The organism is Sphaerisporangium perillae (assembly GCF_023276435.1).
GTDB classification, from domain to species: domain Bacteria; phylum Actinomycetota; class Actinomycetes; order Streptosporangiales; family Streptosporangiaceae; genus Sphaerisporangium; species Sphaerisporangium perillae.
Genome location: NZ_JALLPO010000005.1, coordinates 82872 through 106769 on the forward strand (window position 1 = coordinate 82872; position 23898 = coordinate 106769).

General features: G+C 70.4%; 22 protein-coding genes, 1 tRNA gene and 2 pseudogenes. 13 read left to right on the plus strand and 12 right to left on the minus strand.

The window, feature by feature from the left end; genetic code table 11:
- The first annotated feature begins 6 nt into the window (after positions 1-6).
- The 6 genes from MYF83_RS06455 to MYF83_RS06480 all read left to right on the plus strand — a co-directional run bounded on the left by MYF83_RS06455 (position 7) and on the right by MYF83_RS06480 (position 6076).
- Positions 7-960, plus strand: a complete 954-nt coding sequence (locus MYF83_RS06455; RefSeq protein ID WP_248959252.1) for a carbohydrate ABC transporter permease — start codon at positions 7-9, stop codon at positions 958-960.
- A gap of 2 nt (positions 961-962) precedes the next feature.
- Positions 963-1862, plus strand: coding sequence for a carbohydrate ABC transporter permease (locus tag MYF83_RS06460; protein WP_248959253.1), 900 nt, complete (start codon positions 963-965; stop codon positions 1860-1862).
- A 144-nt stretch (positions 1863-2006) separates the two neighbouring features.
- Positions 2007-4115, plus strand: a complete 2109-nt coding sequence (locus MYF83_RS06465; RefSeq protein ID WP_248959254.1) for a M6 family metalloprotease domain-containing protein — start codon at positions 2007-2009, stop codon at positions 4113-4115.
- Between the two features lie 152 nt (positions 4116-4267).
- Positions 4268-4819, plus strand: coding sequence for a carboxymuconolactone decarboxylase family protein (locus MYF83_RS06470; RefSeq protein WP_248959255.1), 552 nt, complete (start codon positions 4268-4270; stop codon positions 4817-4819).
- Positions 4820-4942: 123 nt separating this feature from the next.
- On the plus strand, positions 4943-5242 hold the full coding sequence (locus MYF83_RS06475; protein ID WP_248959256.1) for a 4a-hydroxytetrahydrobiopterin dehydratase: 300 nt from the start codon (positions 4943-4945) through the stop codon (positions 5240-5242).
- A 51-nt stretch (positions 5243-5293) separates the two neighbouring features.
- On the plus strand, positions 5294-6076 hold the full coding sequence (locus MYF83_RS06480; protein ID WP_248959257.1) for an acyl-CoA thioesterase domain-containing protein: 783 nt from the start codon (positions 5294-5296) through the stop codon (positions 6074-6076).
- Between the two features lie 172 nt (positions 6077-6248).
- Here the strand turns inward: MYF83_RS06480 and MYF83_RS06485 are convergent, their stop codons facing one another.
- Positions 6249-6782 (minus strand): hypothetical protein, encoded by a 534-nt coding sequence (locus MYF83_RS06485; RefSeq protein WP_248959258.1) that lies wholly within the window; start codon positions 6780-6782, stop codon positions 6249-6251.
- Between the two features lie 144 nt (positions 6783-6926).
- Between MYF83_RS06485 and MYF83_RS06490 the strand changes: the two are divergent.
- Positions 6927-7118: pseudogene (locus MYF83_RS06490) on the plus strand (amidohydrolase); the annotation flags it as partial.
- Between the two features lie 94 nt (positions 7119-7212).
- Here the strand turns inward: MYF83_RS06490 and MYF83_RS06495 are convergent.
- A complete protein-coding gene (locus MYF83_RS06495; protein ID WP_248959259.1) occupies positions 7213-7659 on the minus strand; it encodes a hypothetical protein in 447 nt (148 codons plus the stop codon).
- Between the two features lie 682 nt (positions 7660-8341).
- On the opposite strand from MYF83_RS06495, the gene MYF83_RS06500 reads away from it, so the two are divergent.
- A complete protein-coding gene (locus MYF83_RS06500) occupies positions 8342-9133 on the plus strand; it encodes a class II aldolase/adducin family protein (RefSeq protein WP_248959260.1) in 792 nt (263 codons plus the stop codon).
- A 27-nt stretch (positions 9134-9160) separates the two neighbouring features.
- Here MYF83_RS06500 and MYF83_RS06505 read toward each other — a convergent pair whose 3' ends face one another.
- On the minus strand, positions 9161-10012 hold the full coding sequence (locus MYF83_RS06505; protein WP_248959261.1) for a spermidine synthase: 852 nt from the start codon (positions 10010-10012) through the stop codon (positions 9161-9163).
- Between the two features lie 62 nt (positions 10013-10074).
- On the opposite strand from MYF83_RS06505, the gene MYF83_RS06510 reads away from it, so the two are divergent.
- Positions 10075-11628 (plus strand): penicillin-binding transpeptidase domain-containing protein, encoded by a 1554-nt coding sequence (locus MYF83_RS06510; protein ID WP_248959262.1) that lies wholly within the window; start codon positions 10075-10077, stop codon positions 11626-11628.
- 178 nt (positions 11629-11806) lie between these two features.
- A complete protein-coding gene (trhA, locus tag MYF83_RS06515; protein ID WP_248959263.1) occupies positions 11807-12496 on the plus strand; it encodes a PAQR family membrane homeostasis protein TrhA in 690 nt (229 codons plus the stop codon).
- A 16-nt stretch (positions 12497-12512) separates the two neighbouring features.
- On the opposite strand, the gene MYF83_RS06520 is transcribed toward trhA, so the two are convergent.
- Positions 12513-13715, minus strand: a complete 1203-nt coding sequence (locus MYF83_RS06520; protein WP_248959264.1) for a M20 metallopeptidase family protein — start codon at positions 13713-13715, stop codon at positions 12513-12515.
- 156 nt (positions 13716-13871) lie between these two features.
- On the opposite strand from MYF83_RS06520, the gene MYF83_RS06525 reads away from it, so the two are divergent.
- Together MYF83_RS06525 and lat are read left to right on the plus strand one after the other, a co-directional pair.
- Positions 13872-14447: an HdeD family acid-resistance protein gene (locus MYF83_RS06525; protein ID WP_248959265.1), complete on the plus strand. Its 576-nt coding sequence runs from the start codon at positions 13872-13874 to the stop codon at positions 14445-14447.
- Between the two features lie 132 nt (positions 14448-14579).
- Positions 14580-15878 (plus strand): L-lysine 6-transaminase, encoded by a 1299-nt coding sequence (gene lat / locus MYF83_RS06530; protein ID WP_248959266.1) that lies wholly within the window; start codon positions 14580-14582, stop codon positions 15876-15878.
- A 19-nt stretch (positions 15879-15897) separates the two neighbouring features.
- Here the strand turns inward: lat and MYF83_RS06535 are convergent, their stop codons facing one another.
- From MYF83_RS06535 to MYF83_RS06565, 8 genes and pseudogenes are all read right to left on the minus strand, one after another.
- Positions 15898-16140, minus strand: a complete 243-nt coding sequence (locus MYF83_RS06535) for a helix-turn-helix domain-containing protein (RefSeq protein WP_248959267.1) — start codon at positions 16138-16140, stop codon at positions 15898-15900.
- A 222-nt stretch (positions 16141-16362) separates the two neighbouring features.
- Positions 16363-16438: transfer RNA gene (locus MYF83_RS06540), tRNA-His, on the minus strand.
- Positions 16439-16511: 73 nt separating this feature from the next.
- Entirely contained in the window at positions 16512-17108 is a 597-nt protein-coding gene (orn, locus tag MYF83_RS06545) for an oligoribonuclease (RefSeq protein ID WP_248959268.1), read from the minus strand.
- Between the two features lie 21 nt (positions 17109-17129).
- Positions 17130-18386 carry a hypothetical protein gene (locus tag MYF83_RS06550; RefSeq protein ID WP_248959269.1) on the minus strand — a complete coding sequence of 419 codons (1257 nt, stop codon included), beginning with the start codon at positions 18384-18386 and terminating at the stop codon, positions 17130-17132.
- Between the two features lie 27 nt (positions 18387-18413).
- Positions 18414-18509, minus strand: a pseudogene (locus MYF83_RS44175) (DUF2510 domain-containing protein); the annotation flags it as partial.
- A 54-nt stretch (positions 18510-18563) separates the two neighbouring features.
- Positions 18564-19985, minus strand: a complete 1422-nt coding sequence (locus MYF83_RS06555; protein WP_248959270.1) for a protein kinase family protein — start codon at positions 19983-19985, stop codon at positions 18564-18566.
- Positions 19986-21605: a serine/threonine-protein kinase gene (locus MYF83_RS06560; RefSeq protein ID WP_248959271.1), complete on the minus strand. Its 1620-nt coding sequence runs from the start codon at positions 21603-21605 to the stop codon at positions 19986-19988.
- Positions 21606-21758: 153 nt separating this feature from the next.
- Complete coding sequence (locus MYF83_RS06565; protein ID WP_248959272.1) at positions 21759-22409, minus strand: pyridoxamine 5'-phosphate oxidase family protein; 651 nt, start codon at positions 22407-22409, stop codon at positions 21759-21761.
- Between the two features lie 66 nt (positions 22410-22475).
- Here MYF83_RS06565 and pdxR point away from each other — a divergent pair, with 66 nt between their 5' ends.
- Positions 22476-23885: a MocR-like pyridoxine biosynthesis transcription factor PdxR gene (pdxR, locus tag MYF83_RS06570; RefSeq protein ID WP_248959273.1), complete on the plus strand. Its 1410-nt coding sequence runs from the start codon at positions 22476-22478 to the stop codon at positions 23883-23885.
- The last annotated feature ends 13 nt before the right edge of the window (positions 23886-23898 follow it).

Sequence of the window (23898 nt, forward strand, 5' to 3'; positions counted from 1 at the left end):
CCGATCATGCGGCATGGCGACGGCGGGGCGGGCGGAAGGCTGCTCTCAGCCAAGATGAGGACGTACGGGTTCATCGTCTCGTTCCTTCTGGTCCCGTTGATCCTGTACGTGGTCTTCGTGATCAGTCCGTACGCTCAGGCGTTCTACATCTCGTTGACCAACTGGCGCGGCATCTCGGCGAACCCGCAGTACATCGGGTTCGAGAACTTCGGCCGCCTGCTGGACGACGACGTCTTCTGGGCGGCGGTCCGCCACCACGGGCTCCTGTTGCTCGCCATGCCGCTGATCACCATCGCGATCGCGCTGTTCTTCTCCTTCCTGCTGAACGTCGGAGGTGGCAGCAAGGGCGGCGCGATGAGGGGTGTCCGCGGGTCGGGGTTCTACCGGGTCGTGTACTTCTTCCCGCAGGTCCTGGCCGTGGCCGTCGTCGGCGTCCTGTTCCAGGCGATCTACCGCCCCGACGGGACCGGCGTGCTCAACGGCCTGCTCTCCACGGTGGGCCTCGGCCCCGTCGGCTGGCTCATCACCCCGGACCTGGCCCTCTGGTCGATCATGGGGGTGGTCGTCTGGCAGTCGGTCGGTTTCTATGTCGTGCTGTTCTCCGCCGGCATGTCGGCCATCCCGAAGGACGTCTTCGAGGCGGCGGCGCTCGACGGGGCGGGCCGGTTCCGGCTCTTCTTCGGCATCACGCTCCCGCTGATCTGGGACACCATCCAGGTCGGCTGGGTGTACCTCGGCATAGCGGCCTTCGACTGCTTCGCGCTCGTGCAGGTGCTCTCGGTGGACCGCGGTGGGCCCGACAACGCCACCACGGTGCTGCCGCTGGAGATCTGGCGCACGGCGTTCACCTTCTCCAAGTTCGGTTACGCCTCGGCGATGGGCGTGGCCCTGTTCTTCCTTACCATCACGTTCGCGGCGCTCAGCCTGCGCGTGACGCGGCGCGAGAGGATCGAGTTCTAGACATGGCGATCCAGACCGATGCGGTCCGCGTGGCCCCGCGCGCGGCGGCCCGCCGCCGGCAGAAGAACTCCGTGGGCGTCTTCGGCGCCCTCTCCCACGTCGCGCTCATCGTGTGGACGATCCTGGTCGTCGGCCCGATCCTGTGGACGTTCCTCGCCTCCTTCAAGACCAATCCCGAGATCGTCGGGGACGCGCCGCTCGCGTTGCCGCACAGCTTCGGCTGGGACGCCTGGGGACGGGCGTGGGAGAAGGCGCACGTCGGCAGGTACATGCTGAACACCATCCTGGTCGTCGGCGTGAGCACGCTGTTCACGATGCTGTTCGGATCGATGGCCGCGTACGTGCTGGCGCGGTACAGGTTCTGGGGCAACCGGGCGATCTACTACCTGTTCGTGTCGGGGCTGTCCTTCCCGGTGTTCCTGGCGCTGGTCCCGCTGTTCTTCGTGGTGCGCAACCTAGGCCTGATCGACACCCACCTCGGCGTGATCCTCGTCTACATCGCCTACTCGCTGCCGTTCACCGTGTTCTTCCTGACGGCGTTCTTCAAGACGCTGCCCACGTCGGTGGCCGAGGCGGCGATGATGGACGGCTGCTCCCACACGCGGACGTTCTTCCAGATCATGATGCCGATGGCCAGGCCCGGCCTGATCAGCATCACGATCTTCAACATCCTCGGCCAGTGGAACCAGTACCTCCTGCCCATCGTGCTGCTGTCGGGCAGCGTCGAGGACAAGTGGCTGATCACGCAGGGCATCGCGAACATCAACACCAGCGCCGGCTACGAGGCGGACTGGCCGGGACTGTTCGCCGCGCTCAGCATGGCCATCATCCCCATGATGATCGTCTACATCATCTTCCAGCGGCAGATCCAGTCCGGTCTCACCGCCGGCGCCGTCAAGTAGCGGGTGCTTTCGCCTCATCTCGCTGGACTTCATCATTTGCCGGATAAACCCCCTATCGGACTTCCGGCAAGTGATGGATGATCTCCGGCAAGACGTCCGGCGCGTGCTTGGCCGGACGCCGTGCTCATACGGAGGGGTGAGGCCGTGACCGAGTCGTCGACCTATCGCAGGAAGAGACGACTGACCATACTGATCATCGCCGCCGTGCTCGGTCCCGTGGGACTGGCCGCGGCACCGGCTTCCGCGGAGCCGCCACCGGAACCCGCGAACCCATGGCAGGCCGACCACTGGCCGCAGCGGCAGCCCTGGCAGGAAGGGGAGCCCGCCGCCGTCCTCAAGGGCAAGCCGGGCGGGCCCGCCGTGATCGACCCGCAGAACTGGAAGAACCCCGACCATATGACCTGGGACGACTACAAGCCCGTCCCGGGGACCACCTGGGCCGACCCGGCCGGCGTCGCCTCCAAGCGCACGTTCAAGGGCGCGCTCGTCCTGCTCGACTACCCCGGCCAGTCGTTCGTGGTGACCCGTCCCGCGCACTCGACGGTGTTCGGAAACCCCAGCTCCGAGGCGCACGACATCCCCCGCGACCAGGTCGCGCAGTTCTACAAGGACTTCCTCAACACCCCCGGACAGCTCAACCGCGGGCACACCATCAACGAGTACTGGATGGAGGACTCCGGCGGCAGGTACGGCGTCGACCTCACCGCGTTCGGCCCGTACGAGATGCCGGGCAAGTCCCACGAGTACGCCATGGAGTTCCAGGCCGGCACCGCCTGCCCCGCGGGCGACACCTGCAACCGCAACATCCGCACCGACGGGCGCGCCGCGTGGGCCGCCGACGCCGGCGAGGACGAACTCGCCAAGTACGACTTCGTCTTCTACCTCAGCGCCGGGCAGGACGAGTCGTCGACCTGGCAGGAGTTCGGGCCGATCAAGTTCCCCACCAAGGAAGAGGTCACCGACGACTTCGGGCCGCCCGACCCCGCCCTGCCCAACTGGGCCAGGACGCGGTACGTCGAATGGACCTCCTGGGCCTCGGGGTCCACCATCTGGCCCAACGCCGGCGGCGGATCCTCCACCCAGGCAGAGAGCTCGGGACAGGGCGTCTACGCCCACGAGTTCAGCCACATCCTCGGCATCGGCGACAACTACAACAACCCCTTCAGCGTGCCGCCGCGCCGCGCGTACACCGGGATCTGGGAGATGCTCAGCCGAGGCAGCTTCAACGGCCCCGGCGGCCCGCACAGCCGGTGGACCATCCCACCCACGGGCGGCGGCTCGATGGGCGCACAGCACATGCTCCGCAACAAGATCAAGCTGGAGATGGTGGACGAGAAGAACGTCCTGCGCCTGTCGCGGGAGGCGCTCGCCGAATCCGGCCTGGTCGTCGCCCGTGTCACCGCTCGCGAGGTCCAGCCGGGCGAGAACGGGCTGTCCGGCGTCAACATCGCCCTCGGCACCGGCGACCTCAGCCCCAAGTGCGACCTCGCCACCGAGCCGCTCTGCGACGGCGGCGGCTACGAGAACTACACGGTCGAGGTCGTGGACCGCATGGGCTCCGACTCCTTCACCCCGGACTCCGGCGTGCTGCTCGCCAAGACCAAGAACCAGGACCGGGCGCCGTTCGAATGGGTCATCGACGCCAACCCGCAGGACATCGGCATGACCGACTACGTCCTGCCGGACGGGACGCGCGTCCCCATCACGATCGGCGACTACCGGCAGCTGTCCGACGCCCTCTTCCACGCGGGCACCGACTCCGGCAGCGAGTACGAGTACGTCGACCCGGCCAATCGCCTGCACTTCTACGTGCTCGACCTGAAGCGTGACAAGCAGGGTGTGCTCTCCTACACGATCGCGATCCGCTCCCTGGACGGCGCCGGCCCGCAGCGGCGCGCGGTCAAGGTGCTGCCCAGCGCCGCGGTCGCCAAGGGGACGGAGTGGGCGGCGTGCCGCTTCCCGCTGGCCAACACGGGCGGGGCCGCCGCCTCGCAGGCCCAGCACCCGGAGGACGTCGGCGCGTACCTGAAGTCCGACGTCTACCGCCTGGACACCACCGTCGACGGCAAGGGATGGTCGACGTGGGCGCCCAACCGGCTGGCCGCCGTCGGTTTCGGTGAAACCACCCTCGTACCCGTCTACGCCCAGCGGAGCAAGGGAGGCGACCACCTGGCTCGCCTCAAGCTCACCGCGACCTCCGAGAGCGACCCGTCCAAGAAGTCGACCGCCACCTGCCAGTTGGCCGGCGTCTGACCGGTCCGCCCGCCGTCCGGACGCGGCGCTCACCGTTTCTCACGGTGGCGCCCGCCGTCCGGACGCCGAACTCCGACCTTCATAAGGTGATCTCTGTATTCCGCACGACGACGCCCGCCGTGCGCCCGACCACGCGATGACGGGAGACTTCCATGCCACACATCGAACTGGGGAACGACGCGCCCGGGATCAGAGGGCTGATGGAGTACCGGCCGGAGACCGGCAGGGTGCTCAGCGAGCTCGCCGAGGTGCTGCTGCGGGATGACAACACGCTGACCCGGGGCGAGCGCGAGCTCATCGCCTCCTACGTGTCCAGCCTCAACCAGTGCCGGTTCTGCTCCGCCTCGCACGCCGCGTTCGCCGCAGCGCAGCTGCCGGGAGGCGCGGAGACCGTCGCCCACGCCTGCTCCGACCTCGACACCGCCCCGATCTCCGGCAAGCTCAAGGCGCTGCTGCACGTCGCCGCCGCGGTCCAGCGGATCGGCACCGCCGTCACCGCCGACCACGTCGAGGCGGCGCGCGAGGCCGGCGCCACCGACGTCGAGATCCACGACACCGTGCTCATCGCCGCCGCCTTCTGCATGTACAACCGCTACGTCGACGGCCTGGCCACCTACGCCCCGGAGGACCCCGAGGCCTACACGCGGATGGCCGACCAGATCGTCACGCACGGCTACCTGGCCCGCCTGTCCGGGCGGCGGTAGCCGGACGCCGCGCCGGCCGTCCAGGACGGCGACCGGGCGTTCTGGCGCGGCCTGTCCCGGCTGCGATCAGCCACGCCGTCCCGGACGGGCGACAACTCCGCCGTCACGTGAAAAACTCCTGCCATGGACAGGCTGGACGACGCGGCGATTTCCACCCGGCTGAGCGGGGTGCCCGAATGGCAGCGCGCGGGCGACGAGATCCGGCGTACGGTCGTCGCCCCCGACTTCCGTACGGCCATCGCCATCGTGAACGACGTGGCCGAGCAGGCCGAGAGTCTCGATCACCATCCGGACATCGACATCCGGTGGCGCCGGCTGCATCTCGCCCTGACCACTCACGACGCAGGCGGCCTCACCGAGAGGGACTTCACGCTCGCGGCCCGCATCGACGCCATCGCCGCCGACCACGGCGCCACCGGCTGACCCCGTCGTTCCGCGGCCCGATGCCGGCCGAGGTGACTAGAATCTCGTTCTGTGCCTGACAAGGAAGCGTTCTTCTCGCTCAAGAACGGTGAGTTCGTCCCCGCGCCACACGCCCGCAGCCCCTGGGCGCCGGACATGCTGCACGGCCGGCTCCTCGGCGGCCTCGCGGCGCGGGCCATCGAGGACGAGCACGGCGATCCGGAGTTCCACTTCGCCAGGCTGACCGTCGACCTGTTCCGCAACAGCCCGCTGGTGCCGCTGAGCGTGGAGACCGTACGGATCAGAGAGGGCCGCCGGATCCGGGTGGCCGACGCGACCGTGCGTACCGCCGGGCACGGCGCGATCGCGCGGGCCACCGCCGTGCTCCTGAGGCGGGGCGAGCAGCCCGAGGGCGAGGTGTCGCGGACGCCCACCTGGGACGCGCCGACCCCCGAGGAAATCGGCCCGCAGCCGCCGGGCGCCTGGACGCCGCCGTTCGACCTCTGGCGGCTCACCTCCTGGACCGACCCCGGGCCGAAGCGCGTCTGGCTGAGGGAGACCTTTCCGCTGGTCGAGGGCGAGACCATGTCGCCGTTCGTGCGGGTCGCGCTGGCAGGCGACTTCGCCAGCCCTCTCGCCAACTCCGGCACGGCGGGCCTGCACTTCATCAACGCCGACTACACGCTCACCCTGAGCCGCCTGCCGCTCGGCGAGGACATCGGCCTGGAGTCGAACGGCCACCTAAGCGACGACGGCGTGGCCACCGCCCACTGCACGGTGCACGACACCTCGGGCCCGATCGGCTACTGCCTCGTGACCGCCGTCGCCAACCCGGGCACCCGCCTCGGCGGCTAGTACCGCCGGCCGAGCCACCACGGGGGCTACGTCCGCGAGGTGTCCACGGCCCGGAAGGGACGCAGGCCGCGGCGCAGGTTTCACGGAAGGCGGCGCAGGTTTCACGGAAGAACGTGCGGCCCCCGGCCTCCTTCGCTGGAGGCCGGGGGGCGAGGCCGGCGGGCCGGTTTGTTCAGTGCTTGGCCGGGGTGTGCTTCCTTTCCTTGACGACGGTGAGGTCCGCCGTGTCGCTGAGGGTGCCCACGGTGACCGTCACCTCGTAGGCGCCCGGTGCGGTCCGGCGCGGGACCCTGAGGACGGCGGTGGCCTCGCCCTTGCTCACCGTCACCGTCGAGGACTTCCCGTCGACGCCTGTCACCGTCGCGGTGGTCCCGTTCTTCACGCCACTCGTCGCGATGGAGACCGTGTAGGACCCTCCCTGCGACACCTTGGCCGGGCTCACCGTCGCGCTGACCGAAGCCGGGACACGCGAGCGGCCACCGTTCTTCTTGTCGCCGTGACCGGGGTCCTTCCGGCTCGTGTTCAGGTACGCGTTCCCGTAGGTCTTGCCGTACTCCTCGCCGGTGGAGGAGTGGGGTGACGCGGTCGCCGCCGGAATGGACCGGGCATCGGTGGCGTCCGCGTAGGCCGTGCCGGCGACCGCGGTCCCGGTGAGCAGGCCGAAGCCGAGGATGGCCGTGACGGCGAGAGATCTGTTGAGGCGCATGGAGGTATCCCGTCCGGGGCACCTCTCGGACGATCTGGTGATCTCCCCCGAGGAGAGGTGCCCCCACATCCAGAAATCTGCCGTCCCTAGATGAAAAACGTCTGACACCGGAATGAGAAGTCCCTCTTGTGGCAGGGACACCGCACCGTCAACCCGGACGCCGTCCTCGGTCTCGACGATCGTGCCGGCGCCCTCAGGCCCGGCCTCGACGGCGACGTGGTGCTGTGGTCGGGCGACCCGCTCGACGTGATGAGCCGCGCGCTGCGCGTCCTGATCGACGGCCGTGAGGTCTGCCACTACGACGACCGGCCGGATAAAAAGGTGAAGAACGGCTGATGCGCGCCGTCCGGACGTGTCATAGGCTCTACGAACGCCGTTCTGGGCGGCAGCCGGAAGGCCGCCACCCAGATTCGGCCTCACTCGGAGGGGTTCAGCAGATCTGTCCAGGACCCCGTTGAACATCCACCGAGTCGGTTATGGCACTACCGGGGGGCATCGTGGGCGATATCCACCTGGATCTGCCGACGCTGCCCCCCACTGACTCCAGATAATCGGCCAGCTTGGTCGACAGCACCACCGACCGGATGCGGAACCAGCTGTCCTCCGGCCCGGTTAGGGGCACCGATATCTGCCATTCATCGCCGACGATGCGGACATCGGTGAAGAACGTCATCGGGCTGTCGCTCGTGTCGGTCTGCTGTACCGCTATCACCTGCTTGGTGCCGGGCCGGGACGTGCCGTGACCGATCACCCGGAGGCAGGGGCCGACTTTCGTATGTGACCCGTGCTGCGGAACTTCGATGCTTATCTCGTCGACAGGCGAGGGCCAGGTCCTGATCGCCTGGAGCACGCCGGCCGCGGTCACCGCGACCGCCACACCGCTGCTGAAGCCGAGGAGATGCCGGGCCGCCGCCCTCGCGGCGCGTTTGCCCCAGCGCGCCGGCGGGCCGGTCGGAGACCGAGGTCCGGACGGCTCCGCACTTAGCTGCTCAGTTAGTGTCATATCGAGTTATACCTCCTTAAATTGCCTGATCGTTCCCCGATGTGGCCACAGCGTACAGGTCGGCACGCCCTACGCCTGATATTTCGTGAAAGATCATCCTCATGTGCCCAATGAGCTGCCTTGATGGGCTGCCGAATGGTGTTCCAGAAAGGGCGTCTGCGGCGGGAGTGGTCGACTTATGTCCGCTTTCTTACTTATGGGAGGAAGTGTCGGTAGTGCGTTGGCCAGCAGGGCCGACCTCCTCGAACATGCAGCGGCGGCATGCAAATGCATGTGCAGATGAACGTGACTCTGTAACGGGCCGGGCGAATGGGGTCGAGGGCCCCGGACGTTTCCCGTTAGGCCGGGCAATGCCATTCGGTAGGATGACTTTTGTTCCCTGGGAGTAATTTGTCATCAGGAAAGATCCCTTACCAGATGTGCCGAGCCGGCCTCCGGCCCGGCGGAGAGCATGCCAGGAGCTCGGGTCTCCCTCGACGGGGCGGCTTCACGCGTCCAGGGCCAGCGGGCATACTGCTCAGTAACCGACAGAAGTTCGGCGATGAGGAGAACCCCTATGAGCCTCGCGGACCTTCGCCCCGTGCCCGGCGAGCAGCTGACCTTCCGGCTTCCGCAGCAGTTCGAGAACGTGGCGGACGAGCGGCGCCACCGCCAGGAGCGGCTGGCCGCGGCGCTGAGGCTGTTCGGCCGCTTCGGCTTCGAGGAGGGCGTCGCCGGCCACATCACCGCGCGCGACCCCGAGCACCACGATCACTTCTGGGTGAACCCCTTCGGGATGAGCTTCAAGCACATCAAGGTCAGCGACCTGATCCTCGTCAACCACCAGGGCGAGGTCGTCGACGGGCGTTACCACGTCAACCAGGCGGCGTTCGCGATCCACTCGATGGTGCACCAGGCCCGCCCGGACGCGGTGGCCGCCGCGCACAGCCACTCGGTGCACGGGAAGGCCCTGTCGTCCCTCGGTCAGACGCTCGAACCGCTGACCCAGGACGCGTGCGCGTTCTACGAGGACCACGGACTGTTCGACGACTACACCGGAGTGGTGGTCGAGACCGAGGAGGGCCGCAGGATCGCCCAGGCCCTGGGCTCCCACAAGGCGGTCATCCTCCGCAACCACGGACTGCTGACGGTCGGCGACTCGGTGGACGCCGCCGCCTGGTGGTTCATCACGATGGAGCGCTCGTGCCAGGCGCAGCTCCTGGCCAAGGCGGCGGGGCAGGTCGTCCCGATCAGCCACGAGAACGCCAAGCTGACCCACGGCCAGATCGGCAACGACCTGGTGGGGTGGATCAACTTCCAGCCGCTCTACGACCAGATCACCCGCGCCGAGCCGGACCTGTTCGACTGAGCCCGGGTGGTCCGGCCACCCGGGAGGTCACTCGAACAGGGCGGGCGGCGGGACGGGGGTCACCACCCGGTCGCCGTCCTTGATCGGAGCCGCGCCCGCGACGAAGTTGACCAGGTCGTCCTCGTACACGCACCGCGCCTGGGTCAGGCCGCCCGCCGCGCTGCGGGTCAGCTCCCGCAGGGGCAGCGGCGCGGGCGAGGCGGCCACGATCAGGTTGCCGAACCGGCGTCCGCGCAGGATGCCCGGTTCGGCGAGCAGCGCCACGTGCCCGAACGTGCCGCGCACGGTGGCGACGACGCGGCGCGCGAAGGCCAGCCCTTTGCCGTCGGCGATGTTGATCAGCAGGGTGCCGGTCCGCTTGAGAATGCGGGCGATGTCGCCCATGTACTCCGCCGTGGCGAGGTCGAGGGGCATCGTCGCGCCACTGAAGGCGTCCAGGACGAACAGGTCGGCCGAGGCGTCGCGCAGGCCGGCGGCGGCCGTGCGGCCGTCCGCCACGCGCACCTTCAGCCGGGGCACGGACCGCAGCCGTAGCTGGTCTCGGACGAGCTGCACGAGGGCCGCGTCCGGTTCGATCACGATGTGGCGGGAGCCGGGGCGGGTCGCGGCGACGTAGCGGGGGAGGGTGCACGCGCCGGCGCCGACGTGGACGACGTCCAGCGGACCTTCGTCGATCGCGTCGATCACGTCCGCCATGAGCCGGACATACTCGAAGTCGAGGTAGGTGGGATCGTCCAGATCGACGTACGACTGGGGGACTCCCGCCATGCTCAGCAGCCACCCGTTGGGCCGGTCGAGGTCACGCAGGAGCTCGACCTCGCCCGAGTCCACCGGGTAGCGGCCGGGCAGGGGAGCCTCCTCAGCTTTGCGCTTGCCCACATGGTCTCCCGTGATTCTGATATATCGGGATGTGCCATACCCGGCACTCTTGGGAGAACCGTATGCGCCGCCGAGGTCTGCTCGCTCTCGTGGGGGTCAGCCTCGTCATCGTCGCGGCCTCCCTCGTGGCCCTGGTGGTGGACTCGCGCCGGGTGAACGGCAGCCCTGAAGCGGTCGGCCGGGCGTATCTCGACGCCTGGGCGGCCGAGAACCTCGCGGAGATGCGCAAGCGCGTCGCCTCTCCGCCCGCCGATTTCATGGAAGAGCATCGGCGCCTGAGCGCCGACCTGCAGGTGCTTTCCATCAAGCTGACGCCCGGCACGGCGGTGCGGCACGGCGAGCGGGCCGCGGACCTGCCGTTCCAGGGTGTCCGGCAGATCGGGGAGCTCGGCGAGTGGCGGTTCTCCTCGGTATTGCACCTCGCTGTCAGAGACGGCGAGTGGAAGGTGATCTGGACGCCCGAGACCCTGCACCCCGGCGTCGCGGCGGACGAGCGCCTGCGCATCCGGGAGATCCCCGTGCCGGGCACCGAGCTGCTGACCCGCCAGGGGAGGCCGCTGCCGCGTGACAGTGGCGCCGAGACCTACGCCGAGGACCTCATCGGCAAGATCGACGAGTTCTACGAGGATCCGCCGGCGGGGTGGGCGATCGAGGCCACCTCGGCCACGGGGAAGGCGAGGAACCTCGTGGTGTTCCGCCGGCCCACGGAGCGGACCTACCGGACGACCCTGGACTGGTGGACGCAGGCGGCGGCCGCCCGCGCGCTGGACGGCGTGGAGAACCCGGCGGCCGTCGTCGCGGTCCGGCCGTCCACCGGCGAGGTGCTGGCGGTGTCCGACCGGCTGCCCGCCCAGGGCGCCTTCTACACGCCCTACCCTCCCGGATCGACCTTCAAGATCATCACTGCGGCCGCGCTGCTCGGTGACCGGCTGACCGCGGACACGCCGGTGGACTGCCCCGCGCACTACACCGTCCCGAACGGGCGGACCTTCGACAACTACCAGGACGAGGGCCACGGCACGGTGACCTTGCGCGAGGCGTTCGCCCTCTCGTGCAACACGACGTTCAGCCGGCTCGCCGTCGAGCGCCTGGGCGGAGGGATGCTCCGCCGGGAGGCGGCGGAGCTGGGGTTCGGGGGCGACCTGAAATCGGGCCTCGGCGGCGTCTGCGGGACCATGCGGGAGGCCAGGAACGGCGACCAGCTCGGGGCCGACGCCATCGGGCAGAACTCGGTGCAGGCGACCCCGCTGTGCATGGCGCTCGTCGCCGCCGCCGTCCGGGACGGCACCTGGCGCCCGCCCCGGCTCATGTCGGAGAAGGCCGTCAAGCGCCTGGAGATCGACGGCAGGCCGAAGCCGAGATCCCTGCCCGCGCCGGTGGTGTCGCAGCTCAGGTCCATGATGGCGGCGGTGGTGGCGGATGGGACGGCGGCCTCCTCCGGGCTGCCCGAGGGGGTGTCGGGCAAGACGGGCACCGCCGAGGCGGCGTCGGGCGAGGACCACTCCTGGTTCGTCGGCTACCGGGGCGACCTGGCGTTCGCGGTCTTCGTCGAGCACGGCGGCACGGGCGCCGGCGCCGCCGCCTCGATCGCCGGACGCTTCCTCGGCGCGTTGTGACTGCGTTCAAGGACCGTTTCCTCGCCGCGTCGTGACTTCGTTCGCCGGACGCTTCGCCGGCGCGTTGTGACCTCGCGCGCCTCCTCGGCGCGACTTCGTGCGCCGCGTCACAGTGATCGGACTCACAACCTACGGCTACGTAACTTACGGTAGCGTAGGTTATAAGGAGGTCCTGACGATGATCGCAACAGCTCTCGACCGCACCCCCGCCCCGGCGGTCTCCCCGCCACGACTCGACCGCGAGCCCGCCCCGGTGGTCTCGCCGCCACCACTCGACCGCGAGCCCGGCCCGGTGGTCTCACCGCCCCGGCTGCGCGGCTGGCTGCACGCCGGAGCGCTGCCCGCCGCCGTGTACGCGGTGACCTCCGGCCTGCTCTTCGGCATCTCGGCGGCCTACCACCGGGGCCGCTCGGCGCCACGCCTGGCCGAGGTGCTGCGGCGTCTCGACCACGCCAACATCTACCTGATCATCGCCGGCACCTACACGCCCCTCGCGCTCCTCGCGCTGGAGGGCCCGGTGCGGGTCGCGGTGCTGGCGGTGGTCTGGACCGGCGCGGTCGCCGGGGTGGTCTTCCGCGCCGTGTGGCTGGGCGCGCCCCGCCGGCTCTACACGGCGCTGTACATCGCGCTGGGATGGACCGCCGTCTTCGTCCTGCCCCAGCTCCTCCAGGGCGCCGGGGTGGCCGCCGTCACGCTCGTGATCGCCGGTGGCGTCCTCTACAGCATCGGAGGCGTGGTGTACGGCCTGCGCCGCCCCGACCCCTCGCCCCGGTGGTTCGGTTTCCACGAGGTGTTCCACGCCTTCACCCTGGCCGCGTACGTCGTGCAGTACATCGCCGTCTCGCTGGTGGTCTACGCCGCGGCCTGAGGGTGTCGCGCCGGGCTCAGCCGGCGGCCTCCCGGGCGAGCCGCCGCTCGGCGAGCTCGGCGTACAGGGCCGCCCCGTCGGGCAGCACCGCGTCGTCGAAGGCGGCCTCCGGCGCGTGGTTGTAGGCGGCGCGCGCCGGGTCGGCACCACCAGGGCAGGCGCCCAGGGCGATGAAGGCGGACGGCACCTGGTCGCAGACGAACGAGAAGTCCTCGGAGCCGGTGAACGGCTGGGGCGCGGTGATATAGCGGTGCTCGTCGAACACCTCCCGCACGGTCGCGCCGGCGAAGTCGGCCTCCGCGGAGCTGTTCACGGTCACCGGGTAACTGACGTCGTAGTCGGCCTCGACCTCCAGGCCGTGCGCGGAGGCGATGCCCTTGAGCAGCATGAGGATGCGTTCCTGGATGCGGCTGTGCGCCGCCGCGGAGAACGACCGCACCGTCGCCTCGAAGCGGGCCTCGTCGGGGATGACGTTGTCCGCGGTCCCGGCGTGGAAGCTGCCCACGGTGACCACGACCGGGTCGAACACGTCGAAGCCCCGCGTCACCATGGTCTGCAGCGCGGTGACCATCTCGCAGGCGGCGGGGATGGGGTCGGCGGCCCGGTGCGGGGTCGCGCCGTGCCCGCCCTTGCCGCGTACGGTGACCAGCAGCCGGTCGGCCGCCGCCATGATCGGGCCGCCCCGGCTGACGAAGACGCCTCGGGGGAGGACCGAGCTGATCACGTGCAGGGCGTAGGCGGCGACCGGACGCCGTCCCGAGGCGTCCAGCACCCCCTCGTCGATCATGACCTTGGCGCCGCCCGCGCCCTCCTCGCCGGGCTGGAACATGAAGACGACGTCGCCCGCGAGCCGGTCGCGCCGGGCCGCGAGCAGGTGGGCGGCCCCGGCGAGCATGGTCGTGTGCAGGTCGTGCCCGCAGGCGTGCATGCGTCCGGGGACCTCGGAGACCACCGCGGCGCCGCTGCGCTCGGAGACGGGAAGGGCGTCCATGTCGCCGCGCAGCAGCACGGTGGGCCCGGGCGCCGCCCCGCGGAGCACGGCGGTGATAGAGCTCAGCCCCTTGCCGGTCGACACCTCCAGTGGCAGGCCCGCGAGCGCGCCGAGCACCTTCTCCTGGGTCCTCGGCAGGTCCAGGCCCAGCTCGGGTTCGCGGTGCAGCGCGTGGCGCAGCCGTACGAGCTCCTCGCTCATGTCGTTGGCGGCTTCACGGAGTGACACCGGCATCCCCTTCAGGTTCCTCGCTGACGCGTGTCCGCGACTTCAGAGGATATTGCCGGACTTTCCGGCATGTAGACAGCATTTGGCTCCAATTTGGTGTGCTACCAGGTGCTTCGCGGATAGGAACCGAAACGTAGCTCGATCGAGGAGGGTGTCATGCAAGAGATCATCGGCGAGGTGGCCCGTCACTGGTGGGTGCTCGCGGTGCGCGGCGCCTGTGCGGTCCTGTTCGGCATCCTGGCCATCGTCTGGCCTCTCATAACGCTGCTCACACTGGTCATCCTTTTCGGGGCCTACGCGATCGTGAACGGGGGCTTCACCCTCTACGAGGCCTTCCGCGGCGCCCACCCTCGCGACTCGCGCACGTGGTTGATCATCTCCGGCGTCCTCGGCGTGCTGGCCGGAATCGTCGCCTGGGTCTGGCCGGGCATCACGGCGCTGGCCCTGCTCATGCTGATCGCCGCCTACGCGGTCGTGATCGGCGTCGCCGAGATCGTCGCGGCGATCGTGCGCCGCAAGGCGGGCGACACCGACTGGATGAACCTGGCCAGCGGCGTGCTCGCGGTGGTCTTCGGAATCCTGCTGTTCATCTGGCCGGCCTCCGGCGCCCTCGCCCTGACGTGGCTGATAGGCCTGTTCGCCATCCTCTACGGCGCCTCGCTGCTCGTGCTGGCCTACCGGATGAAGGGCATGAGGCGGGGGAGGGCGGACACCGCCGCACACGCCGTCTAGATGTATCGGACCGCCGGAGGGTCTCAGCGAAAATCCTGCGCGGTAAGGGTCATGTACCGAAAAGCTTCCACATAATCAGCCAGCAGGCCGGGAATACTCTTGTGTAGTGTCCAACCCCGCATGGGAGAGCACATGAGCGTCCTCGGCCGGCTGGCCCGCCACCTGCTCGTCGACGGCTACCGGTTCGAACTCGATCTGGAGCGAAGCGCCGGGTCGTGGATCGTAGACGCGGGCAGCGGCCGCCGGTACCTCGACTTCTACACCTTCTTCGCCTCCGCCCCGCTGGGCGTGAACCCGTTCCGGGACGATCCGGAGTTCCAGGCCCTGCTCGGCCGGGTGGCGGCCAACAAGCCGGCGAACTCCGACATGTACACCGCCCACCTCGCCGACTTCGCCGACACCTTCGCCCGGGTGCTGGGCGACCCCGAGCTGCCCCACCTGTTCTTCGTCGAGGGGGGCGCGCTCGCCGTGGAGAACGCCCTGAAGTGCGCGTTCGACTGGAAGAGCCGCCGCAACGAGGCGTGCGGCCGTTCCGGCGCGCTCGGCACCAAGGTGCTGCACCTGACCCGGGCCTTCCACGGCCGCAGCGGATACACCCTGTCGCTGACCAACACCGAGCCGGTCAAGACCGACCGTTTCCCGGTCTTCGACTGGCCGAGGATCGACGTGCCCGCCATCCACTTCGGGGATGTCGAGGCGGCCGAGGAGCGATCCCTGGCCCAGGCGCGCGCGGCCTTCGACCGCCATCCGCACGACATCGCCTGCTTCATCGCCGAACCCATCCAGGGAGAGGGCGGCGACAACCACATGCGGCCGGAGTTCCTGCAGGCCGTCCAGCGCCTGTGCCACGAGCGGGACGCGCTGTTCGTCATGGATGAGGTGCAGACGGGAGTCGGGGCGACCGGTACGCCGTGGGCCTACCAGCAGCTCGGACTCCAGCCGGACATCGTGGCCTTCGCCAAGAAGGTCCAGGTCGGCGGCATCATGGCCGGCCGCCGGGTGGACGAGGTCGAGGGCAACGTGTTCCAGGTGAGCGGGCGGATCAACTCCACCTGGGGCGGCGGCCTGGTGGACATGGTGCGCTCCCGCCGCATGCTGGAGATCATCGAGCGGGACGGGCTGATCCCGCGGGCCCGCGTGCTCGGAGAGACGCTGCTCGGCGGCCTGCGCGAGCTGGAGGCCGGCTTCCCCGACATCGTCCGCGACGTCCGGGGACGAGGTCTCCTGTGCGCCTTCGACGCCCCCCAAGGCAGGGATCGGCTGGTCCAGGCCCTGCGCGAGGACGAGGGAGTGCTCGTCCTGCCCTGCGGCGAGCGGTCGGTACGGTTGCGCCCCGCCCTCTCGGTGACTCCGGAGGAGATCGAGTACGGCCTGTCGGCGCTGGCCCGGACGCTCACGGCCGCCCAGGAGGCGATGGGCGTCCCTGCCTGACCTCAGGTCGCCGGGCGGGTCACGAGCGCGGATGCCCGGGGGAGTCGCCCCTCCACATGCCGATGGCGGTCATCCGGCAGTCCGCGCCGAGCTTGGAGTAGATGCGGTTCACGTGGTTCTTGACCGTCTTCTCGCTCAGGAACAGCCGTTGTGCGATTTCTCCGTTCGAGTGACCCGTCGCGATCAGCTCCATCACCTCGGCCTCGCGTTTGCTCAGCCCGGTGTGCACATGCTCGTTGTATGTGGCGTCATCGACACTCATCCGGCCTCCGTGGCACGAATTTGTCTGATCGCCGAGCCCCCCGCGCTTGCGGCGTAGCGGTTCTGTGCGAGCATAGCCCGCCGTCCCGGCCTTTGGGGTCCATGCTGTCCGAGAAAAGCTCACTTTCCACGGAAACGGCCGGGCCGCCGGTCGCGCGGTGCCCGCCCCGCAACGCGAAAGGCCCTGGTCACCATGACGGTGACCAGGGCCTTTCGATCCATCTGGGGTGAGTGATGGGACTTGAACCCACGACATCCAGGACCACAACCTGGCGCTCTGCCAACTGAGCTACACCCACCATGCCCCGCGGCCAACACCGCGGCACAGAGAAAAGTGTAGCGGGCTTTGAGGGGTTCTGACGCCGCGGCGCGTCAAGATCCGGTTATGGCCTCGGCCACCTCCCGCGCGGTGGCGGAGTCGGGGCCCGGCTGGGGCACGAAGACGGCGGCGCGGTAGTAGCGCATCTCCTGGACGCTCTCGGTGATGTCGGCCAGCGCGCGGTGGCCGCCCTGCTTGGCCGGCGAGGCGAAGTAGACCCGGGGGTACCAGCGACGGACGAGCTCCTTCACCGAGGAGACGTCCACCATGCGGTAGTGCAGGTAGCCGTCGACGGCCGGCATGTCACGCGCGATGAAGGCGCGGTCGGTGGAGATGGAGTTGCCGCACAGCGGAGCCTTCTTCGGCTCCGGCACATGCCGCCGGATGTACTCCAGGACCAGGGACTCGGCCTCGGCGAGCGTCACGCCGTCGCCCAAGGCGGTGAGCAGCCCCGAGGAGGTGTGCATCTGGCGCACGACCTCCGACATCTGCTCCAGCGCCTCCTGCGGCGGCTTGATGACGACGTCGACACCCTCGTCGAGCTGGTTCAGCTCGCTGTCGGTCACGACGCACGCGACCTCGACGAGCGCGTCACGGCCGAGGTCGAGCCCGGTCATCTCACAGTCGATCCAGACCAACAGGTCACTCATAAGGCTCAGCGTAGTGCCCGGTCACGAAGCCTTGAGAGAGTCCAGTACGCGATCGATCACCGAGGTGTCCAGATTGTCGGGTACGGAGGCGTAGAGAAGGGCGGGTCGCTCCCCGGCACCCCGGTCGACCAGGACGAACATGCCCTCTTCCTTCCTGAACTTCCAACCGGCCTTCTTGGCGTCAGCGGAGAAGTCCATCTCGAACCGGAGGAGCCACGCCTGCTTGCCGCTCACCTCGATCGCCGCGTCCTTCACGATCCTGCGCTTGTGCGGAGGGCTGTAGAAGCCCTTCTCGTAGGCGTTCAGGACGAGCTTGGTCACATCGCGCAGATTCTCCGGCCCTGAGTAGTCGAACGCCTCGGGCAGCCTGCACGCCGTCACCGTGCCCACCCAGTCGTTCTTCTTGCCGTCGTAGTCCTTCTGGGACACGGCCTGGTAGCCGCTGCTCCACTGCGGGAAGCGCGGGTCGGCCGGGCCGTTCAGATCCGACCACTTCGGCACGACCCACGGGTCGCCCGGGAACGCGAACGACAGGCCCGTGCGCGGATCCTCGATGACGTTGCCCTTGGGCTCGGGCAGTTCGGCCGGGAAGTCGGTGGTGCTCGGGTCGGGCGTCGGGGTGTCCTCCAGCGGCGGGGTGATCTGCGGGTCGGAGGGCTCGACGGTCTCACTCGGCAGCGGCGTGCCGACCGCCGTCGGCGTGGTGTCGCGGTTGACGATGCTCAGCCCGATGACCAGGGCCACCACCAGGAGGATCACGACGGCGCCGCCGCCGAGCACCCACGGGAGAGGGCTCTTCTTCGGGGGCGGGGGTCCCTGCGGGCCGAATTCCGGCACCGGCATCTGCGCCGTGCCGCCCGGCGGGGTGCCCCACTGCTGTGGCCCGGTGGGCTGGCCGTACGGGCCGGAGGGCCCGCCGTACGGGCTTCCCTGCTGGCCGAACTGCTGACCGCCCGGCGGAGGGAACTGCTGGCCGCCGGGTGGCGGGAACTGCTGCCCGCCGGGCGGGGCGAACTGGGCCGTCCCCTGTTGCGGATAGGGGCCGGTGCCGGGCTGTGGCTGCGGGCCCGTACCGGGTTGAGGATGCTGCCCCGTGTCCTGCGGCCGGGCACCGGACTGCGCCCCGGTGCTGCCGGATTGGGATGCGGTGTCCTGCGGCGCAGGGGCCTGCTGAGGCCCGGTGCCTGCTCCGGCGGCCGGCTGCGGTCCAGTGCCCTGCTGGGGTCCGGTGCCCGCTTGTGGCGTGCCGCCCGGCTGGGTCCACTGGCCGGTGGTCACGGGGGCCTGACCCGAGGAAGCCTCCAGGGGATGGGTGGCATCGGTCCATTGGGCGCCATCCCACCAACGCAACTGCGGAGATCCGTATGGGTCGGGGTACCACCCGGCGGGGGTCTGCGTCATGTCGTCAGAATAGTGACATCCCCGTTATTACGCATTTGGGGGGAGATTTGGCCCTCAGCATTTATAGGTGAACGACGCCTTGTCCTCCAGCCGGGCACCGTCTGGCCCGAGTGGCGAGAGCACGCGGAGCCGGGCCGTCAGCTTCCGCGTGCCCCGGCCGCCCACCTCCCACTTGAGGCTCACCTGGTGGCTGGACTGCCCCGAGGGGAAGGTCTCGGTGTGCCTGACCGCCTTCTCGCCGCTCGGCAACCACTCATAGGACACCGGGCCGGACGACCCGTTCGTGGTGATCACCCCGACGACGTTCACGACGATGTCGCAACCCTTCGCCTGCGGCGTCTTGACCTCGACCGCCGTCACCGACAGCGGCGCGCTCCGCTGGAACCACAGGAACACCCCGGCCAGCAGGATCAGCGCGAACAGCACCCCGGACCCGAGGAAGCCGCGCCGCCGCCTCGCCGGCGGGCGCCTCAGCCGCTCCTTGGCGGGGACGGTGACCTGTTGCTCGCGTCCTGCCCGCCAGATCTGGGCGGCGGTCGTGTCGGCGGGCACCCCGGGACCGAAACGCATCTCCGAGGCCCCCGCCGCCGCCGCCGTGGCGCCAGGGCCGGGCGACGCCGCCGTGGCCTGCGGCTGGCCGGCGGCCGGCGACTCGCCCGTGGCCGGCGAGTAGAGCAGGGTGACCACCTCGCCGGTGTCCACGATCTCCGGCACGTGCGAGGGCCGCTGGGTGGGGACGTCGCTCGCCGACCACCACTGGATGGTCCGCACCAGCCGCTCGCGGGTGGCGAACCCGGAGGGCAGCAACTCGCGGCCGTTGACCAGGGCGTCTCGCGCGGCGCCGAGGCCGTGGGTGGTCGCGGCGGACGCCGCCCGGTCGAAGAGCTGCGCGGCGCGCGGATCGCCGGCCGCCCACGCGGCCGCGAGCCCCCGGGCCAGGGACGCCCATGCCGCCAGGTCGCGATCGACGGAGGCCTGCTCGCCCCGCAGGGCCATGGCGAGCCCGCGCTCGGCGAGCAGCGCCGTGCCGTCCTCGGTGATCACCACGGTGCCCGCGTGCAGGGCGCCGTGGGCGAGGCCCGCCGCGTGGACGGCGAGCAGGGTCTGCGCCGTCTCCACCAGGATGGTGGCCGCGCTCCCCGCGTCCGGGGCCGGGCCCGAGGGCCGCCCGTGCATCAGCTCGGCCAGGGACGGCGTGCCGGGACGGGCCGTGAGCAGCCAGACCTCCCCGCGCGCGGCGACCAGATCGCTGATCGGCATCAGGCCGGCGAGACCGCTCCTGACCAGGCGCCGGTCGGCGGTGACCTCGGCGACGACCCGTTCGGTGGCCCCGGGCGCCGCCAGGGCCCCCGGATCGAGCCGCAGGACGCCGCCGAGGGTGCCGTCGGGTGCGAACGCGTCGGTCCACGTGCCGACCTCGCCGGTGCGGGACCGGCCCGTCAGCCGGTAACCCGCGATGCTTCCGCCATCTGGCATCTACCGCCGCCTTCGGTGCCGTCCCGCCATGTGCTGTCTCAGGACAAGTGTGGCGGGAACGGCCCCGGTCGTCACCAGGCCGAGGGCGAGGACGCCCGCGGGGCCTCTCTCCGGCGTCGCCTCGGGAGACGGTGTGTCACCGGGTACCCGTCCAGGAGGCTCGGTCGGGGGCGGGGGCGTGGGCGTGGGAGTGGGATCGGGCGACGGCGTGGTCGGCGTCGGGGTCGGCTTCGGCTTGCCGGTGGGCAGCGTGTCGTCGACCTTGGGGTCGGACTCGTCCGATTCGGTCGGCGACGGGCTGGGCGAGCCGGACGCCGAGGGCTTCGGCTTCTTCGTCGGCTTCTTGCTGGGAGTGGGCTTCGGAGAGGTCTTGGTGGGCTTGGGGCCGCTCGTCGGGACGCCCGCGACGCTGTTCGTCGGCGCCGCCGCGGTGGGCGCGGCCGTCGGGGTCTCGGACGGGTCCTCCGCCGGCTCCTCGGTGGGCGTCTCGGTGGGCGCCTCGGCGATCGCGGGCTCGGGTGAGCTGGAGCTCGTGTCCACCGGGGTCGGGGTGGCGATCGTGCTCTGCGCCTGAAGCTCGGTGTCCCCGAGCGAGCCCACCAGGACGGCGGTGACCGCGGAGATGACGGCCAGGCCGACCGCGCCGACCGCGATCTTCACGCTGAGCTTGCTCAGACCCCGGCTGACGCCCCCGCCGAGCTCGGTCTCGGCCACGGAGGTGCCCACGGACGCCTCGTCCGCGAGCGGGAAGAGCATCGCGAGCAGCCCCGCGAGCGCGGCGAGCCTGCGGCGGCCCCGGTCCTCCCAGTCGGGCCCGTACGCCTGGGCGGCGACCGCTTCCAGCTCGATGAGGAAGGCATCGGCCGTGGCGGGCCGGTCGGCCGGATGCTTGGCCATGCCGCGCTCGATGAGCCCCCGCAGCGGCGCGGGGACCTGCTCGACGGGAGGCGGTGTCGACTGGTGCTGGCGCGCCAGCGCCGCCATGTTGCGCGACTGGAACGGCCGGGTGCCGGTGAGGCACTCGAAGAACACGATGGTCGCGGCGTAGACGTCGGTGCCCGGACCGGCCGGCGCGCCCGCCCACTGCTCGGGGGACATGTACGGAGGCGTGCCCGCGCCGCTGACCCCGTCTCCGGAGCGTACGGCGATGCCGAAGTCGACCAGCTTGCTGTGGCCGGTGCTCTCGATGACGATGTTATCGGGCTTGAAGTCGCGGTGGATGACCCCGCTCGCGTGCGCGGTGGCCAGGCCGAGCAGTGAGCCCTTGAGCAGCACGAGCGCCGCCTCGGCGCCGGTCGGCCCCTCGGAGCGCAACATCGTGCGGAGCGAGACGCCGTCGACCAGTTCCATGACGATGGCGGCGCCGCCGCCGGCGCTCTCCACGTACTCGTAGAACCGGGCGGAGTGCGGGCTGTCCATCAGCTCCAGCAGCCGCGCCTCGTGGCGGAACCGGACGACGAATCCCGGATCGGCGCAGAGCTCGTCGGACAGGTATTTGATCGCGACGAAGGTCTGGTCAACGTCGTAGCGCGCCATCACGACGCGCCCCGACCCGCCGGTACCGAGATCACGGACCTCGGTATATCCGGGGACTTGCCATGCCCCCCTGTGGCCGTCCATTCGTTCTCCTTATGTGGCCGGGCCCCCACCCATGACGCGAGAACGAAGCCTAACGGCGACGTGGCTGATCCGTGATGTTTAAATAGATATTTGATATATTGTCGGCTCCATTGTCAGCTATTGGCGCACCGGACGGGACGGCCGTTCCGCGGATCAATGCGACGTAAAAGGCCGTTCCCGCCGGGCGATATGGGGTGGAACCGGGGTTTCCGGAGCCAGCACGGGGTCGGGTTCGGGGGTGCCCCAGCCCGCCTGGAGGGGCAGGACGCCCGCCCAGATAGCGAGCGCGTAATCCTCCTCGTCGTCCACGGGCGGCCCCTGGCGCACTTTGACCGACGCCTCCGCGAGGGACAGCGCCACCACCCTGGTGGCCGCCAGCTCCTTCTTGTCCGGCTGCCGCACGACCTCCCACTGTCCGGGCGCCAGCCGCTCGGTGATCGCACGCAGGGCCGCCAGCCGCTCCTCCGGATCCTCGACGGCCCTCGGCGTGCCGTAGACCATGGCCGACCGGTAGTTGACCGAGTGGTGGAAGGCCGATCGGGCGAGCACGATGCCGTCGAGGTGGGTGACCGTCACGCAGACCTCGCCCCCCGCCCGCAGCGAGACGGCGCCGGTCGAGCCGTGCAGGTAGAGGGTGTCGCCGATCCGCCCGTACCCGGTGGGGACCACCATGGGAGAGCCGTCCACCACGACCCCGAGGTGGCAGATCAGCCCGGCGTCCAGGACGGCGTACAGCTCGGAACGGTCGGCGCGGCCCCGGTTCTTGCCGCGGTGGAGGGTGGTACGGGGAGTCGAGGAGAGCATGCCGCTACCGTAGGGACAAGTGGACCGGTGGTGAACGTCCACTGCTGAGCACTTCCAGGAGACCACTTGCCCGGCCATGTCGACCTCCCCCTCGTCCTCGACCGGGAAGCGTCCGTCCCCCTCGCGGTGCAACTCGGAGACCAGCTGCGGGCCGGCATGCGGGCCGGCACCCTGAGGTCGGGGGAGCGCCTGCCGTCCAGCCGTGGCCTCGCGCGGCTGCTGGGCGTCAGCCGCACGGTCGTGACCGAGGCCTTCCAGCAGCTGTACGCCGAGGGATGGCTGGAGGGCCGGCACGGTTCGGGCACCTACGTCGCCGACTTCTCCCAGTTCGTGGCGGACAGATCTGCGCCACCGAACGGTACCTCCCCGCACGGAGGGGCGCCGGACGCGGCTATCACCCCCGCCGAGCCGGACCGCCCCGCCGACGGGCTGATCGACCTGCGCCCCGGCCGGCCATGGGTGCTCGACTACGACCGGGCGGCCTGGCGGCGCGCCTGGCGCAGGGCGGCGGACCGGCCGCCCTCCGACGTCATCGACCCGTACGGGCACCCCCGCCTGCGCGAACTGCTGGCCGACCATCTGCGCAGGGCGCGGGGCGTGCCGGTGGGGCCGGAGAACGTCATGGTCACCCGGGGCACCGGCCACGGGCTCGACCTGATCGTCGCCACCTTGCTGCGGCCGGGGGAGGCCGCCGGGGTGGAGGAGCCGGGGTACGCCAAGGCGCGCAACATCGTGCAGGCCCGCGGCGGGCGCATCTTCCCCTGCCTGGTGGACGAGCAGGGCGTCCAGCCCGCCGGCCTGCCCGAGGACCTGCGCATCCTCTACACGACCCCCGCGCACCAGTACCCGCTCGGCGGGCGGCTGCCCATCCCCCGCAGGGAGGGGCTGCTCGCCTGGGCCCGCCGCACGGGCGCGACGGTGATCGAGGACGACTACGACGCCGAGTTCCGCTACGACGTGGCCCCCCTCCCGGCCCTGTACGGGCTCGACCCCGAACGGGTCGTCCTGCTGGGCACGCTGTCGAAGTCGCTCGCGCCCGATGTGGGCATCGGCTGGCTGGTCGCCACGCCCGGCCTGCTCGCCGCCATCGCCCACACGCGTGTGGCGCTGGCCGACCGCACCTCGGGGCCGGTCCAGGAGGCCGTCTCGGTGCTGCTCGAACGGGGCGACCTCGACCGCCACCTGCGGCGCGCACGCCTTGAGTACGCGCGCCGCCGCGCCGCCATCGTCGAGATCCTCGGGCCGCGCGTGAGCGGCGACTCGGCAGGGCTGCACGTGTTCCTCGGGCTCTCGGCAGGAGAGGCGGCCCCGCTGGTCGCCGCCGCGGCCGAGCGCGGCGTGCTCCTGGACACGGCAGAGCGGCACCATCACGGGCCGGTGCGCCACCACGGGCTGGTGATCGGATACGGCTCGGCGTCGCTGAACGACGTCAGGAAGGCCTGCGCCGTCATCGCCGGCCTCCTCGCGGGCCGCTAAACCCGGCCCGGCG

Coding starts and splice junctions, on each gene's coding strand:
- MYF83_RS06470 (WP_248959255.1), top strand. CDS start 4,268: ATGCCACACATCGAACTGGGGAACGACGCGCCCGGGATCAGAGGGCTG.
- MYF83_RS06510 (WP_248959262.1), top strand. CDS start 10,075: ATGCGCCGCCGAGGTCTGCTCGCTCTCGTGGGGGTCAGCCTCGTCATC.
- MYF83_RS06560 (WP_248959271.1), bottom strand. CDS start 21,605: ATGGACGGCCACAGGGGGGCATGGCAAGTCCCCGGATATACCGAGGTC.
- MYF83_RS06460 (WP_248959253.1), top strand. CDS start 963: ATGGCGATCCAGACCGATGCGGTCCGCGTGGCCCCGCGCGCGGCGGCC.
- trhA (WP_248959263.1), top strand. CDS start 11,807: ATGATCGCAACAGCTCTCGACCGCACCCCCGCCCCGGCGGTCTCCCCG.
- MYF83_RS06535 (WP_248959267.1), bottom strand. CDS start 16,140: ATGAGTGTCGATGACGCCACATACAACGAGCATGTGCACACCGGGCTG.
- MYF83_RS06555 (WP_248959270.1), bottom strand. CDS start 19,985: ATGCCAGATGGCGGAAGCATCGCGGGTTACCGGCTGACGGGCCGGTCC.
- MYF83_RS06525 (WP_248959265.1), top strand. CDS start 13,872: ATGCAAGAGATCATCGGCGAGGTGGCCCGTCACTGGTGGGTGCTCGCG.
- lat (WP_248959266.1), top strand. CDS start 14,580: ATGAGCGTCCTCGGCCGGCTGGCCCGCCACCTGCTCGTCGACGGCTAC.
- MYF83_RS06455 (WP_248959252.1), top strand. CDS start 7: ATGCGGCATGGCGACGGCGGGGCGGGCGGAAGGCTGCTCTCAGCCAAG.
- MYF83_RS06565 (WP_248959272.1), bottom strand. CDS start 22,409: ATGCTCTCCTCGACTCCCCGTACCACCCTCCACCGCGGCAAGAACCGG.
- MYF83_RS06500 (WP_248959260.1), top strand. CDS start 8,342: ATGAGCCTCGCGGACCTTCGCCCCGTGCCCGGCGAGCAGCTGACCTTC.
- MYF83_RS06485 (WP_248959258.1), bottom strand. CDS start 6,782: ATGCGCCTCAACAGATCTCTCGCCGTCACGGCCATCCTCGGCTTCGGC.
- orn (WP_248959268.1), bottom strand. CDS start 17,108: ATGAGTGACCTGTTGGTCTGGATCGACTGTGAGATGACCGGGCTCGAC.
- MYF83_RS06475 (WP_248959256.1), top strand. CDS start 4,943: ATGGACAGGCTGGACGACGCGGCGATTTCCACCCGGCTGAGCGGGGTG.